Source organism: Pseudoxanthobacter soli DSM 19599, assembly GCF_900148505.1.
GTDB classification, from domain to species: domain Bacteria; phylum Pseudomonadota; class Alphaproteobacteria; order Rhizobiales; family Segnochrobactraceae; genus Pseudoxanthobacter; species Pseudoxanthobacter soli.
The window spans coordinates 675,399-688,650 of the sequence record NZ_FRXO01000002.1; the positions used below are offsets into that span (position 1 = coordinate 675,399).

Sequence of the window (13,252 nt, forward strand, 5' to 3'; positions counted from 1 at the left end):
ATTTCAGGTTGCGTTGGCAATCGGCTTGCAGCGGAAACGGCAGAAAAGCGCAAACGTTGCCGGACGCCGCAGGCACGATCCTCGGACGTGCCCCTCAGGTGCCGAGATAATGCAGCGTGACGTCGCGGCGATGCCCTTCAAGGCGATGTTCGACAACGAAGATGCCCTGCCAGGTGCCGAGATCGGCGCGGCCATGCACCACGGGAATCGCGAGGTTCACACCCGTCAGCGCCGACTTGACGTGGGCCGCCATGTCGGCGGGGCCATCCAGAGAGTGGCGCCAGTTCCAGTCCATCGGGACCAGGCGGTCATAGGCGTCCATCAGGTCGGCGCTCGCGCTCGGGTCTGCATTCTCCTGCACGGCGAGCGATGCGGAGGTGTGGCGCAGGAACACCGTCAGCAGGCCTTCGACGGCCTGGACGGAGGTCAGCCACCGATCGACGAGGCCGGAGATATCGACCATGCCGCGCCCGGTGGTCGGCACCTCCACGCGGGCAATGGCCTGCCGGCTCGCGAGCCCGGGACCGAAGACGGTCTTGATGCTTGGTTTGTCATCGACGGTCGAAGCCATTGCGTTCCTCCATCAACCGATGCCGGGACGCAGCGTCTTGCCGCGCTGTCGTCCGGGGCATCGCCTTCGTCTTCAGGTTGGGCGAGGCTGTCAGCCTCCGCCCGGGGCCGGGGCCGTCGCGGCAGCCGGCGGAGGCGTCGCATCCGAAGGGCTCGCGCCCTGAAGCAGGATGTAGCCCTCGGGATTGTCGGGGCACAGGCCTCCGGCGCACTCCAGGACGGTCGACACGCCGTTGCCGAACGACATCGCGAACGCCAGCACCAGCGCCACGACACCGAGAAGGCCCATCTTCGCCCCCGCGGGAATCGGCGCGAACTGTCGATCGAACAGCAGCATAGCAGCGCTGCCAAGCACGATGGCCATAAAAAGCACCAGCGCCCACGTGTAGAAATGCAGCCCGAGGATCGCATCGCCGAACGTGCCGGTGCCGGGCACGATATGCAGCAGCGTCTGCCGCGTGGAGATGGCGGCGCCGACGAGCGCCGAGAGGATGACGATGCCATAGTGGCTGGGGCGCGGGCCGAACCGCACGTTGAGCGCGAGCCCGACCATGACCGCCGCGAAGGCGCTGCGCTGCAGCAGGCAGAGCGGGCACGGCAGTTCGCCGTTGAGAAGCTGCGCGGCGAAGCCGATCAGCAGGACGGCGCCGACGGCGAGAAGACCGAGGATGTTCAGGGTGCGAGACAGGGACGGCGACATCGTTCGGCGCTCCTCAAAGCACGATCGCGAGGGGATCGGTCGCGTGCAGGCGGAACAGCACGAGCGTCACGATCAGCGACAGCACCAGAAGCGCGAAGGCGGCGTTTCTTCGCCCCGCCCAGACGCAGAGCAGCGCCGCCGCCTGCGCGAAGAACGGCAGACTCATCATGTCGAATTCTCCCCAGCCCGTCTCTTTAAATGATGCTTAAATGATGCTGCCCGCCCGGTGTGCCCTGGCGCCCCGGCTGCTCCGGGCGCCGTTCGACGCCCTTGCCGCCAGAGTGCGGAATCCTAAAGGATTCTCGCTCCGGCAGGCAGTCTGGCCAGACGGAAAAACATGCGGAGCGAAGGAACTGCGGCCGTCGGCGGCTGCGACAAAACCGCTTGCGGGGCGCTGGGGCAGGCCGGGATGGCAGGGCGGCCCGCCGGAATGCGCGTCAGGCGCGGAAATGCTTGGAGAGTTTCAGGCCCTGCGCCTGATAGTTCGACCCGAGATCCTGGCCATAGAGCACGTCCGGGCGGGCCGACATGCGCTCGTAGACGAGGCGCCCGACGACCTGACCGTGATCGATGATGAACGGCACCTCGTGGCTGCGCACCTCGAGCACCGCGCGCGACCCCGAGCCGCCGGCGGCGGCATGGCCGAAGCCCGGATCGAAGAAGCCGGCATAGTGGACGCGGAATTCGCCGACCAGCGGATCGATCGGCACCATCTCGGCGGCAACCTCTGGCGGTACATGCACCGCCTCGCAGGAGGCGAGGATATAGAACTCGTCCGGATCGAGGATCAGGCTCGCCTCGCCGCGGGTGGTGACCGGCTCCCAGAAGTCGTAGAGGTCGCAGCCGCCCTTAAGGTCGATGTCGATCACGCCCGTATGGCGCTTGGCGCGGTAGCCGATCGGACCGCCGGGCTCGTGGCCGCCGAGAAGGTCGACGGTGAGATGCAGGCCGCCCGCCACCACAGGCCGGCCCGGAAAGACGATGCCTTCCCGGTCGTGAAGGGCGAGAAGTTCGCGGTCGTCGAGACCGGCCTCGCCGCGCCGGAAGCGGATCTGCGACAGCGTCGAACCGGCGCGCACCAGCACGGGAAAGGTGCGCGGGCTGATCTCGGCATAAAGCGGACCGTGGTAGCCGGCGGGCACCGTGTCGAACGCGCGGCCGGAATCGGTGATGACGCGGGTGAAGACGTCGAGCCGTCCGGTGGAGCTCTTCGGGTTGGCGGTCGCCGAGATACCGGCGGGAAGCGCCAGCCGCTCCTCGATCGGCACGAGATAGACACAGCCGGTTTCGAGCACGGCGCCGCGGCTGATGTCGATCGAATGCAGCGTGAGCTTGCCGAGCTTGTCCGCCACGGTGGCGTTCGGACCGGTGAGGAAGCTCGCCCGGATGCGGTGGGCGACGTTGCCGAGCCGCAGATCGAGGCTCGCGGGCTGCACCTGTCGCGCCGTCACCGGCACGTCGCTCGCAATGATGCCGGCCTCGATCAGGTGGCGGATCTCCTGCCGGGGCAGGATGCCGGCCGTCGCGTCGCTCATCGTCCATCCTCGCTGAAGCGGCGCCGGCCGATGTGCCCCCGCCCCCCGGGGAAAATCGCGCACGAACGGTGCCGCCGCCGTTTCCTTCTGCTAGCCGATCATGAGCCGCCTGTACAGGAAGCCGCGTTCGGCGTTGACGCGCCCGGCCGGGGGGAATAAGTACGAAGACGTTCCGTGGTGATTTGGCCGGCCGGCTTGCAGCCACGTTAAACAACTCGCTAAAAGGCCGAGTGGGCATCCGTCCCGGACGGCGGGGCCCGTGCTGGATGGCGGATCGGGCGAAGCCCGCCGTGTCCTGTCATGGGGTTCCGCCGCGGCGTTCGTTGACCCGGCTCGGCATCTGTCGGCCGGGTTTTTTGATGCCCGAACGGGAACCGCCGGAGGTTCGACCCATGACCAAGACCACTACTGCTCCCCAATCGCCCCGCCGCTACCGGCCCGCGACCGAACTGGTCCACGGCGGCACCATCCGCTCCGGGTTCGGCGAGACGTCCGAGGCGATGTTCCTGACACAGGGCTTCGTCTACGAGACCGCCGAGGCCGCCGAGGCCCGGTTCAACGGCGCGGATCCCGGCTTCATCTATTCGCGGTTCTCCAACCCGACCGTCGCGATGTTCGAGGAACGCATGGCGCGCCTTGAAGGCGCGGAGGATGCGCGCGCCGTGGCGAGCGGCATGGCGGCGGTGACCTCGGCGCTCCTCTGCATGCTGAAGGCCGGCGACCATGTGGTGGCGCCACGCGCCATGTTCGGATCGTGCCTCTACGTCATCGAGGAGCTGCTGCCGCGCTTCGGCGTCGCCTCCACCATCGTCGACGGCACCGACCTCGACGCCTGGCGCGCGGCGGTGCGGCCCGAAACGAAGGCGTTCTTCCTGGAATCGCCCACCAACCCGACGCTGGAACTCGTCGACATCGCCGCCGTGGCGGAGATCGCGAAGTCGGCCGGTGCGACGCTGATCGTCGACAACGTGTTCGCGACCGCGCTGCACCAGTCGCCGCTCGAACTCGGCGCCGACGTGGTGATCTATTCCGCGACCAAGCACATCGACGGCCAGGGCCGCTGTCTCGGCGGCGTAATCCTGTCGTCGAAGAAGTGGATCGCCGACCACCTCCACAACTTCCTGCGCCAGACCGGCCCGTCGATGTCGCCGTTCAATGCCTGGGTGCTGCTGAAGGCGCTGGAGACATTTCCGCTGCGGGTGGAACGCCAGACGGCGACGGCGGCCCGGCTCGCCGACCACCTCGCCGGACAGCATGGCATCGCGCGCGTCATCTATCCCGGCCGCCCCGATCATCCGCAGGCGGACCTCGTCGCGCGGCAGATGCGCGCCGGTTCGTCGCTGATCGCCTTCGAGCTCGAAGGCGGCAAGGAAGCGGCGTTCGCGTTCTCCAATGCCTTGCGACTCATCCGCATCTCCAACAATCTCGGCGATGCGAAGAGCCTCATCACCCATCCGCAGACCACCACGCACCAGCGCCTTTCGGAAGAGGCGCGCCAGGCGCTCGGCATCGGCGGGGGACTGCTCAGGCTTTCCGTCGGGCTGGAGGACGTCCAGGACCTGATCGAGGACATCGACGCCGGCATTGCGGCGGCGGGTGTTGCGGCCGGCCGGCCGCGGGTGGCGAAAGCCGGATAACGAGGCGGAGGCGGGCCGACATGGCGGGTGAGGATTCCGGCGGAACCCAGGCGGGCGGCGGGAAGGACAGCGCGGCGGGAGCCGGGTTCGACTTCCTGGTGAACACGCCGCCGACCGGCGCGGTCGGCACGCTGCTCCTTGCTCACGGTGCCGGGGCGGCGATGGATTCGTCATTCATGAACCGCTTCACCGGCCATGCCGTGCTCGCCGGCCTCACCATCTACCGCTTCGAGTTCGCCTACATGGCCGAGCGCCGGCAGAGCGGGCGCAAGCGCCCGCCGCCCGCCGCGGCGAAGCTCGTGGGCGAATTCCGCGCGGCGCTCGACCAGTGCCTCGCGGTCACGGAAGGTCCCGTGCTGATCGGCGGCAAGTCGCTCGGCGGACGGGTCGCGGCGATGCTCGGCTGCGAGGACGATCTCGACCCGCGGGTCGCCGGTGTCGTCTGCCTCGGCTACCCCTTCCATGCGCCCGGCGACGCGGTGGGCGACACCGCCGCGGCCCGGCTCGCCCCGGTCGAGACGCTGCGGCGCCCGACCCTGATCGCCCAGGGCGAGCGCGACCCGTTCGGCAATTATGACGAGGTGTCCGCGCTGAAGCTGCCGGACAATGTGCGCGTGCTCTGGTGTGAGGACGGCAGCCATGACCTCGCCCCGCGCGGCGGCTCGCCAGCGACGTGGGAAGGCAACCTGCGCGCTGCCGCCCAGGTCGCGGCGGCCATGCTCGGCTGAGCTTGCCGAAAGCAACGCGCGGTCGAAGTTCGGCCGGCCTGCCCCGCACCGGCATCGGGGCAGCCATGCCCCCGCCCCTGTGGACAAGACCGCCGCTCACCCGCTACAGCACCGGCGAGCCCGACCCGCGCCATCCCTGGAGCGCGCCTCGCCCGGACGCAGCCCGTCCGACCGGCGGCGCGATCGCTTCGGCCGGTGGACCCGGGCGCCATGTCGCAACTACAGAGTCGCAACCACAGACGGATCCGCAGCCGTGGGCGCATCGCATTCCCTCTCCCCCGCTCCTTCCGCCGCCGTGGAGACGCGCCCGATCGACGGCAAGGCGTTCGCCGCCGGGCTGCGCGACGAGATCAAGGCCGAGGTCGCCTCGCTGAAGGCGTCCCACGGGCTGACGCCGGGCCTCGCGGTCGTGCTGGTCGGGGAAGACCCGGCGAGCCAGGTCTATGTGCGCAACAAGGGCCAGCAGACGATCGAGGCCGGGATGGCCTCGTTCGAGCATCGCCTGCCGGCGACCACGACCGAAGCCGAACTCATCGCGCTGGTGGACCGTCTCAACGCCGATCCGGCGGTGGACGGCATCCTGGTGCAGCTGCCGCTGCCGAAGGGCGTCGACGAGCGCGCCGTTCTGGCGGCCATCGCCCCCGCCAAGGACGTCGACGGATTCCATGTCGTCAATGCCGGGCGGCTGGCCGTCGGGCTCGACGCGCTGGTGCCCTGCACCCCGCTCGGCTGCCTGATGCTGCTGAAGCACCATCTCGGCTCGCTGTCGGGCCTGGAAGCGGTCGTCGTCGGGCGATCCAACATCGTCGGCAAGCCGATGGCGCAGCTCCTCCTCAAGGAAGATTGCACCGTGACCATCGCCCATTCGCGCACCCGCGACATCGCCGCGGTCTGCCGCCGCGCCGACATCCTGGTCGCTGCCGTCGGCCGGCCACAGATGGTGCGCGGAGACTGGATCAAGCCGGGCGCCACCGTGATCGATGTCGGCATCAACCGCGTGCCGGCGCCGGATCTCGGAGAGGGCAGGACGCGCATCGTCGGCGATGTCGCCTATGCGGAAGCCCTGGGCATCGCCGGACTGATCACGCCGGTTCCGGGCGGCGTCGGGCCGATGACCATCGCCTGCCTCCTGCGCAACACCGTCACCGCAGCACGGCGCCGCGCCGGGATCTGACCGGCGCAGGCATCCAGGCCGCGTAGGCATCCGGGCTGCCGCCGGGCCGTTCCGGCCGGAGAATGTCCGCCCGGCAGCTTGGGCCTATTCCCGCCGCAGCACGCGGTCGATCAGAACGTCGCTCCACAAGGTCGACTTGTGCGCCGCCTTGATGCGTGCCGGATCGTAGTCGCGGTCGACCCATTCCAGGAAGCTCAGGCCCGCGGGCTCGCCTTCGGCGCGGTAGTGGTCGAACATCAGGTCGAGCACGCCGGTCTTCGACGAGCGCACATGGCCGAACCGCAGCGAGAGCTGCTTCGCCGCCTCGGCGACCGGCTTTCCGCGTGCGAGGATCAGGTAGAGCGCGGAGGCGAGCCCCGCCCGGTCGGAGCCGGACTTGCAGTGGATCAGCGCGGGATATTCGATGCGCTCGAACAAGGCGGCGGCATCGTGGATCATCTCACGCGTCGGCGCGCCGCGCGACCACAGCGGCAGGGATTCGAGCGTGAGGCCCTCACGTTCGCAGGCGTCGCGTTCGAGCGCGAAAGCGCCGAGTTCACGGTCGCCCCTGAGCCACACCACCGTGCGGATGCCGTTGCGCGCCGCCCACGCGATATCGAGCGGCGAAGGCTGGGCCGAACGCCACAGCCGGTCGTCGACCCTGTGGCGGTTGCGGTAGAACAGGCGGAAGATGCCGGCGTCGACGACGATGAGGTGCAACCACGCCTTCACCCGTCGGCGCAGGCCGACGATCGGCCGCCGGCTTTTCGCCCGCAGCTTGTCGCGGTGCCGCTCTCGGCCCTCGGCGTCCCGGAAGAATTTCAACGATCCCGCACCCGGTTCGATCGGCTGGCTCGGCGGCGGTGAAGCCCGCGCCATGTCGGGCCGCTTCTTGACATGTCGGGCCGCTTTTTGACCGATCCGGCCGGCTCGCGCAAGCGCGCGGGCCCGCATGGCCGCCGCGCGGGCGCCGCAAGAGCGGCACCGACCGGCACAAGCCGGCTCATCCCGTTGAAATAACGGACATTTGTTCGACGACGATCCGGAACGGGAGCGGAATCGCGCGGCGCCCTTGCGCCGGCCTCAAACCGCTGCGACGATGCCGTTCGCGTGGAAACACGGCGTGGAGTTCCGAACCGAAGGCCTCGACAAGAACATCAACGAGGAGACCGGCGATGAGCGGAAACGATCGGGGCGCGTTGAGCGGAGACGAGGCGCCCCCGGCGCCACCCTCGAACGCCCGTCTCCCCGACGGCGAGGCCGTGCTCGGGGACGTTCGCGTGGAAGAGGACGAGCAGCCCGTCACCACACCAAGGGCGGCGGCACCGCGCTGCATCGCCGTCGTCGGTCCCTACGGCAGCGGCAAGACCTCGCTGGTGGAAGCCATGCGGCTGCGCGGCGACGATGTCGTCCGCGCCGCATCCTGCCGCGAGGGCGGTCATCCGGCCACGGCGCGCCACGACGCCGGCCGGGCGGAGACCATCGCTCGCGATGCCGCCGAGAGCCCGGAAAGCCGCGTCCACACCATGGGCACCGAGGCGACGGTGACCGGGTTCGCCTTCATGGGCGACGACTACGCCCTGGTCGACTGCCCGGGCTCGATCGAGTTCTGTGCCGAGATCGACGGCGTGGTCGCGGCCGCCGACCTCGCGCTCGTGGTGTGCGAGGCCGACGCGCGCAAGCTGCCGGCGCTCCAGGTCATCCTCAAGAATTTGGAGGAGCGGGGCATTCCCCGCGTGCTGTTCCTCAACAAGATCGACCGCGCGGACGGCGGCATCCGCGAGACGCTGGAGATGCTGCAGAGCGCGAGCCGCACGCCGCTGGTGCTGCGGCAGATGCCGATCTGGCGGGACGGCATCGCCACCGGCTTCGTCGACCTCGCGCTGGAGCGGGCCTATGTCTATCGCGAGCACGCGGCGAGCCGGGTGATGGCGATCCCCGATATCGAGCGCGCGCGCCAGGTCGAAGCGCGGTTCGAGATGCTGGAGCGGGTCGCGGACTATGACGACGCGCTGCTGGAAGAACTCCTGTCGGACATCGAGCCGCCGCGCGACCGGGTGTTCGACGACCTCGCGCGCGAGATGGCGGAGGGACTGATCTGCCCGGTGTTCATCGGTTCGGCGGCACGCGGCAACGGCATCTTCCGCCTGATGAAGGCGCTACGCCACGAATCGCCGTGCGTGGATGCCACCCGCACCCGCCTCGGGCTCGAAGCGGCCGGCGGCACGGTCGTGCAGGTGATGAAGACCTTGAACGACCCCCATCTCGGCAAGCTGTCGCTCGCCCGCGTGCTGTCCGGCAGCCTCGCCGAGCAGGCCACGCTGTTCACGGCATCGGGCGCACAGGTGCGCTCGACCGGTCTCTACCGGCTGGAGAAGGGCCGGGAGCCGGTGCGGCGCGGCCCGGCCGGCGACGGCGAGATCGCCGCCCTCGCCCGGCTCGACGGTGTCGCCACCGGCGCGACGCTGACCTCCCGGCGGGGCGGCGGGCTTGACCTGATCGCGCTCGCGCCGCCGCCGCCGGTGCTCGCCGTCGCGGTCGCCCCCGCGGAACGTAAGGACGAGACCAAGCTGACCGGCGCCCTGCAGAGGCTGTGCGAAGAGGACGGCGGCCTCGCGGTCGTCACGGATGCCGTCACCGGCGAGATCCGGCTCTGCGGCCAGGGCGAGATGCACCTCAAGGCAGCCATCGAGCGGCTTTCCGGCCGCTTCGGCCTCGACGTGCTGCGCCGGGCGCCCCGCGTCGCCTACCGCGAGGTCATCGCCGCTCCCGTGACCGTCCACAGCCGCCACAAGAAGCAGTCCGGCGGCCACGGCCAGTTCGCCGACATAACGGTCGCATTCTCCCCCGGCGGGCGCGGCGAGGGTTTCCGGTTTTCCCAGCAGGTGATCGGCGGCACCGTGCCGAAAACCTATTTCGGCGCAGTCGAGGCCGGGATCGCCGAAACCCTCGGCGAGGGACCGATGGGCTTTCCCGTGGTCGATCTCCAGGCGGTGCTGATGGACGGCGCCCACCACGCGGTCGATTCTTCCGAGCAGGCGTTCCGTGCCGCCGCGCACCTTGCGGTGCGCGAGGCGCTGGCGCGGGCCGGAACCGTGCTGCTGGAGCCGGTGCTGTCGGTGGTGTTCGACGTGCCGACGGAGGCGACCGCCCGGATCGCCGCCATCGCCGCCACCCGGCGCGGCCACATCACGGCCTGCGAGCCCAGGGCGAGCTGGCCCGGGTGGGACACGGTGCATGCGCTGATCCCGGAGGCCGGCGTTCAGGATCTGATCCTCGACGTCCGCTCGGCGAGCGCCGGCGTCGGCGTCTTCCGCTCCGCGTTCCACCACCTCGCGGAAGTGGAGCCGCGGCTTGCCGCCGAGATCGCCGAACGCCGCCGGCGGGATGCCGCGTAAAAAAACCGCGTTTCGCCGCAATCGCACCGGAATAAAGCAGGTCCGCGAAGCGTAATAACGCAGAGGTGGACCGTGCCGCGCCGCCCGCTCGCCCGCTCGTTGGGCGCCCCGGCCGGCGTGAGCACGGACCGTAAGACCCTATCCCGCCCGGATCGCCCCGATCCGAACCGGCGCGGATGTGGTCGGACATGCGAAGCGGAACGAGGGAGCCATCCAATGCTGATCAAGCGTCCACGCCGGTGGGAGATCCCGGAATCCGAGGCGACCCCCGAGGCCGTGTTCTTCGGCCGCCGCCGCTTCCTGAAGGGTGCTGCCGCCATTGCCGCCGCCACCACCGCGCTCGGCGCCACCCAGGCCGACGCGGCGAGCCTGTTCGGCAATCTGTTCGGCGGCGACGACAGCGCCAAGCCTGCGGCACCCGAGGCCCCCGATCCGACCGCCGACCTCTATCCCGCCAAGCGCAACCCCGCCTTCACGCTCGATCGCGCGGTGACGCCCGAGCCGGTTTCGTCGACCTACAACAACTTCTACGAATTCGGCACATCGAAGGGCATCTACCGTGACGTCGGCTCGCTGCGCACACGGCCCTGGACCGTCGAGATCGCGGGCATGGTGGAAACGCCGCGCACCGTCGGCATCGACGACCTGATCCGCGCGATGCCGCTGGAGGAGCGGCTTTACCGCCACCGCTGTGTCGAGGCGTGGTCGATGGCGGTGCCATGGACGGGCTTCCCGCTTTCCAAGCTCGTCGAATACGCCAAGCCGCTTTCGGGCGCGACCTACGTGCGCATGGAAACCTTCCTCGACACCGCCATGGCGCCGGGACAGAAGGCACCTTTCTATCCGTGGCCCTATGTGGAGGGGCTGACCATGGCCGAGGCCACCAACGACCTCGCCTTCATGGTCACCGGCGTCTACGGCAAGCCGCTCCTGAAGCAGTTCGGTGCGCCGCTGCGCCTCGCCGTGCCGTGGAAGTACGGCTTCAAGTCGGTGAAGTCGATCGTGCGCCTGACCTTCACCGACAAGCGGCCTGAGACCTTCTGGGAGAGCCTGCAATCCTCGGAATACGGCTTCTGGGCCAACGTCAACCCGGCGGTGCCGCACCCGCGCTGGAGCCAGGCGACCGAGGAGGTGATCGGCACCGGCGAGCGCGTCGCGACCCAGATCTACAACGGCTACGGGCCTGAAGTGGCGGGTCTCTACAAGGATCTCGGTTCCGAGCGGCTGTTCATGTGATGCTTTGTGACGGCCGTCGCCGCACGCCGCGTTTGCCGCAGTAGCCTCCGCTCCTTTGTCGTCATAACGTCATGAGCCGGCCGTCATAAAGTCGGCCTGAGCTCTTTTGCACCGGTATCCGAACGGTTCGAACGGATGGGCCGCGAGCGCTTTTTTGCGCCGCGGCACGGCCGTACCGGCCGGACCGGGTCCGGCGGGAAGAAGGCTCCTGATCGAGGCCGGGCAGGCTCGCCCGGCAGGAACCACCGGCCGCGCGGTTCGGCCGGCAGCACGAGGGCGACGCGGCGCGCGAGGGGGACGTGGGCCGAGGTTGCCGGCGTGGGCGTTGTTTTGGGGGGCACGATGACGACGTCGAGACCGATCTCGCGCGCAGCCTTCGGGAAGGGCTTCGGAGCGCCGCAGCCCGAAAGGCGTGCGCGCCGTGGCCGCGGCGTTCCGTCGGAGGCCGCTGAAGCGGACCCGCCCGTCGCCTGACGCACCGGGCCGCGCCCTGCCGCCCGCCTTCTCGCCGATCCCGCCTTTTCCGATCTCGCGCTAGAGTTCGCCCATGGCCCTGCAATTCCCAGTCCTGCGCCCGCGCGGCATGCGCTATGTCCCGAACCTTTGGGATTTGTTCGCCTTCGTCCTGGTGTTCGGCACGCTGATCCTTCTGTCGCGCGGCGCCGAGCAGACGCTGGTGCCGCTGACCCAGATGGAGCAGACCCAGATCTCGCTCGACCCGGCGATGCTGCCGGAATATGCGCTGCGCACCACGCTGCGGATGCTGCTCGCCATCGTCGCCTCGCTGGTGTTCACCTTCATCTACGCCACCATCGCCGCCAAGAGCCGGCGCGCCGAGATGGTGCTGATCCCGTTCCTCGACATCCTGCAGTCGGTGCCGGTGCTGGGCTTCCTGTCCTTCACCGTGGTCGGCTTCATGAACATGTTCCCGGGCCAGGTGCTGGGCGTGGAACTCGCGGCGGTTTTCGCGATCTTCACCAGCCAGGCCTGGAACATGACCTTCAGCTTCTACCAGTCGCTGAAGACGCTTCCGACCGATCTGGTGGAGGCCTCGCGCTCGTTCCGCCTGTCGCCCTGGCAGCGGTTCTGGCGGCTCGAGGTGCCGTTCTCGATGCCGGGCCTCGTCTGGAACACGATGATGTCGATGTCGGGCGGGTGGTTCTTCGTGGTCGCGTCCGAGGCGATCTCGGTCGGCAACACGACCTACACGCTGCCGGGCATCGGCTCCTACGTGGCGCTCGCCATCGACCAGAGCAACCTGCCGGCGATCGGCTACGCGGTGCTGGCGATGCTCGTGATCATCCTGATCTACGACCAGGTGCTGTTCCGCCCGCTGGTGGCGTGGGGCGAGAAGTTCCGCTTCGAACAGTCGGCGAGCGGACAGGTGCCGCGCTCCTGGCTGCTCGATGCCATCAAGCGCACGGCCGTGTTCCAGAAGATGCTGGAGCCGCCGGCGGCCGCGTTGCGCTGGGCCGCGAGCCTGCGGCTGCTGCCGCCGCTACCCAAGCGCTCGATACGCACCGATGCCGTCGGCCGGGTCTGGTCGCATCCGTGGGTCGACAGACTCTGGATCGTCGCGGTGGCGGCAGGCACGCTCTATATCGCCTACGAGATCGTCGTCTATATCCGCTCGGAACTCGGCCTCCACGAGGTGCTGACGACGCTCGGCCTCGGCGTCCTCACCTTCATCCGCGTCGTGGTGCTGATCGCGCTCGCCACGCTGATCTGGGTGCCGATCGGGGTGTGGATCGGCCTGCGCCCGAAGGTCGCCGAGGCAGTGCAGCCGGTGGCGCAGTTCCTCGCCGCCTTCCCTGCCAACATCGCCTTCCCGTTCTTCGTGGTCGTGATCGTGCACTTCCACCTCAACCCGGATATCTGGCTGAGCCCGCTGATGGTGCTCGGCACCCAGTGGTACATCCTGTTCAACGTGATCGCGGGCGCGAGCGCCTTCCCGACCGACCTCAAGGAGGCGGCGTCGAGCTTCCACATCCGCGGCTGGAACTGGTGGCGGAAGGTGATCCTGCCGGGCGTGTTCCCGTATTATGTCACGGGCGCGCTGACGGCCTCCGGCGGTTCGTGGAACGCCTCGATCGTCGCCGAGGTGGCGAGCTGGGGCGACGACAAGCTCTCCGCCCACGGCCTCGGCGCCTATATCGCGAACGCCACCACCGCGGGCGACTATCCCCGCATCGTGCTCGGCATCGCGGTGATGTCGCTGTTCGTCATCCTGTTCAACCGGCTCCTGTGGCATCCGCTGTTCAGCTATGCCTCGCGCCGCCTGCGTCTCAACTGAGG

Annotated in this window: 11 protein-coding genes and 1 riboswitch; of the genes, 6 read left to right on the forward strand and 5 right to left on the reverse strand. The window is 69.2% G+C overall.

Annotation, left to right across the window (positions count from 1 at the left end):
- Nucleotides 1-94 precede the first annotated feature (94 nt).
- From BUF17_RS07375 to BUF17_RS07385, 4 genes are all read right to left on the reverse strand, one after another.
- Nucleotides 95-571: a secondary thiamine-phosphate synthase enzyme YjbQ gene (locus tag BUF17_RS07375; RefSeq protein WP_073626998.1), complete on the reverse strand. Its 477-nt coding sequence runs from the start codon at nt 569-571 to the stop codon at nt 95-97.
- 90 nt (nt 572-661) lie between these two features.
- Entirely contained in the window at nt 662-1,270 is a 609-nt protein-coding gene (locus BUF17_RS07380; protein ID WP_073627000.1) for a disulfide bond formation protein B, read from the reverse strand.
- A 13-nt stretch (nt 1,271-1,283) separates the two neighbouring features.
- Complete coding sequence (locus tag BUF17_RS22860; RefSeq protein ID WP_175563639.1) at nt 1,284-1,439, reverse strand: DUF5993 family protein; 156 nt, start codon at nt 1,437-1,439, stop codon at nt 1,284-1,286.
- Between the two features lie 268 nt (nt 1,440-1,707).
- Entirely contained in the window at nt 1,708-2,805 is a 1,098-nt protein-coding gene (locus BUF17_RS07385) for a 2'-deoxycytidine 5'-triphosphate deaminase (RefSeq protein WP_073627002.1), read from the reverse strand.
- Nucleotides 2,806-2,969: 164 nt separating this feature from the next.
- A riboswitch (SAM riboswitch) is annotated at nt 2,970-3,047 on the forward strand.
- Nucleotides 3,048-3,197: 150 nt separating this feature from the next.
- Between BUF17_RS07385 and BUF17_RS07390 the strand changes: the two genes are divergently transcribed.
- From BUF17_RS07390 to folD, 3 genes are all read left to right on the forward strand, one after another.
- The gene (locus BUF17_RS07390) at nt 3,198-4,442 is read left to right on the forward strand and encodes an O-succinylhomoserine sulfhydrylase (RefSeq protein WP_073627004.1); all 1,245 of its coding nucleotides are present in this window, start codon (nt 3,198-3,200) and stop codon (nt 4,440-4,442) included.
- Between the two features lie 20 nt (nt 4,443-4,462).
- A complete protein-coding gene (locus BUF17_RS07395; protein WP_244530798.1) occupies nt 4,463-5,170 on the forward strand; it encodes an alpha/beta family hydrolase in 708 nt (235 codons plus the stop codon).
- Nucleotides 5,171-5,465: 295 nt separating this feature from the next.
- A complete protein-coding gene (folD, locus tag BUF17_RS07400) occupies nt 5,466-6,344 on the forward strand; it encodes a bifunctional methylenetetrahydrofolate dehydrogenase/methenyltetrahydrofolate cyclohydrolase FolD (RefSeq protein WP_073627291.1) in 879 nt (292 codons plus the stop codon).
- 84 nt (nt 6,345-6,428) lie between these two features.
- Here the strand turns inward: folD and BUF17_RS07405 are convergent, their stop codons facing one another.
- Nucleotides 6,429-7,202: a protein tyrosine phosphatase family protein gene (locus tag BUF17_RS07405; protein WP_084564197.1), complete on the reverse strand. Its 774-nt coding sequence runs from the start codon at nt 7,200-7,202 to the stop codon at nt 6,429-6,431.
- Nucleotides 7,203-7,498: 296 nt separating this feature from the next.
- On the opposite strand from BUF17_RS07405, the gene BUF17_RS07410 reads away from it, so the two are divergent.
- From BUF17_RS07410 to BUF17_RS07420, 3 genes are all read left to right on the forward strand, one after another.
- Nucleotides 7,499-9,721 (forward strand): elongation factor G, encoded by a 2,223-nt coding sequence (locus BUF17_RS07410; RefSeq protein ID WP_084564199.1) that lies wholly within the window; start codon nt 7,499-7,501, stop codon nt 9,719-9,721.
- Between the two features lie 216 nt (nt 9,722-9,937).
- Nucleotides 9,938-10,957, forward strand: a complete 1,020-nt coding sequence (gene msrP, locus BUF17_RS07415; protein WP_073627006.1) for a protein-methionine-sulfoxide reductase catalytic subunit MsrP — start codon at nt 9,938-9,940, stop codon at nt 10,955-10,957.
- 547 nt (nt 10,958-11,504) lie between these two features.
- Entirely contained in the window at nt 11,505-13,250 is a 1,746-nt protein-coding gene (locus BUF17_RS07420) for an ABC transporter permease (RefSeq protein WP_073627008.1), read from the forward strand.
- Nucleotides 13,251-13,252: the final 2 nt, after the last annotated feature.

Coding starts and splice junctions, on each gene's coding strand:
- BUF17_RS07395 (WP_244530798.1), top strand. CDS start 4,463: ATGGCGGGTGAGGATTCCGGCGGAACCCAGGCGGGCGGCGGGAAGGAC.
- BUF17_RS07405 (WP_084564197.1), bottom strand. CDS start 7,202: ATGGCGCGGGCTTCACCGCCGCCGAGCCAGCCGATCGAACCGGGTGCG.
- BUF17_RS22860 (WP_175563639.1), bottom strand. CDS start 1,439: ATGATGAGTCTGCCGTTCTTCGCGCAGGCGGCGGCGCTGCTCTGCGTC.
- BUF17_RS07380 (WP_073627000.1), bottom strand. CDS start 1,270: ATGTCGCCGTCCCTGTCTCGCACCCTGAACATCCTCGGTCTTCTCGCC.
- msrP (WP_073627006.1), top strand. CDS start 9,938: ATGCTGATCAAGCGTCCACGCCGGTGGGAGATCCCGGAATCCGAGGCG.
- BUF17_RS07375 (WP_073626998.1), bottom strand. CDS start 571: ATGGCTTCGACCGTCGATGACAAACCAAGCATCAAGACCGTCTTCGGT.
- BUF17_RS07385 (WP_073627002.1), bottom strand. CDS start 2,805: ATGAGCGACGCGACGGCCGGCATCCTGCCCCGGCAGGAGATCCGCCAC.
- BUF17_RS07390 (WP_073627004.1), top strand. CDS start 3,198: ATGACCAAGACCACTACTGCTCCCCAATCGCCCCGCCGCTACCGGCCC.
- BUF17_RS07420 (WP_073627008.1), top strand. CDS start 11,505: ATGGCCCTGCAATTCCCAGTCCTGCGCCCGCGCGGCATGCGCTATGTC.
- BUF17_RS07410 (WP_084564199.1), top strand. CDS start 7,499: ATGAGCGGAAACGATCGGGGCGCGTTGAGCGGAGACGAGGCGCCCCCG.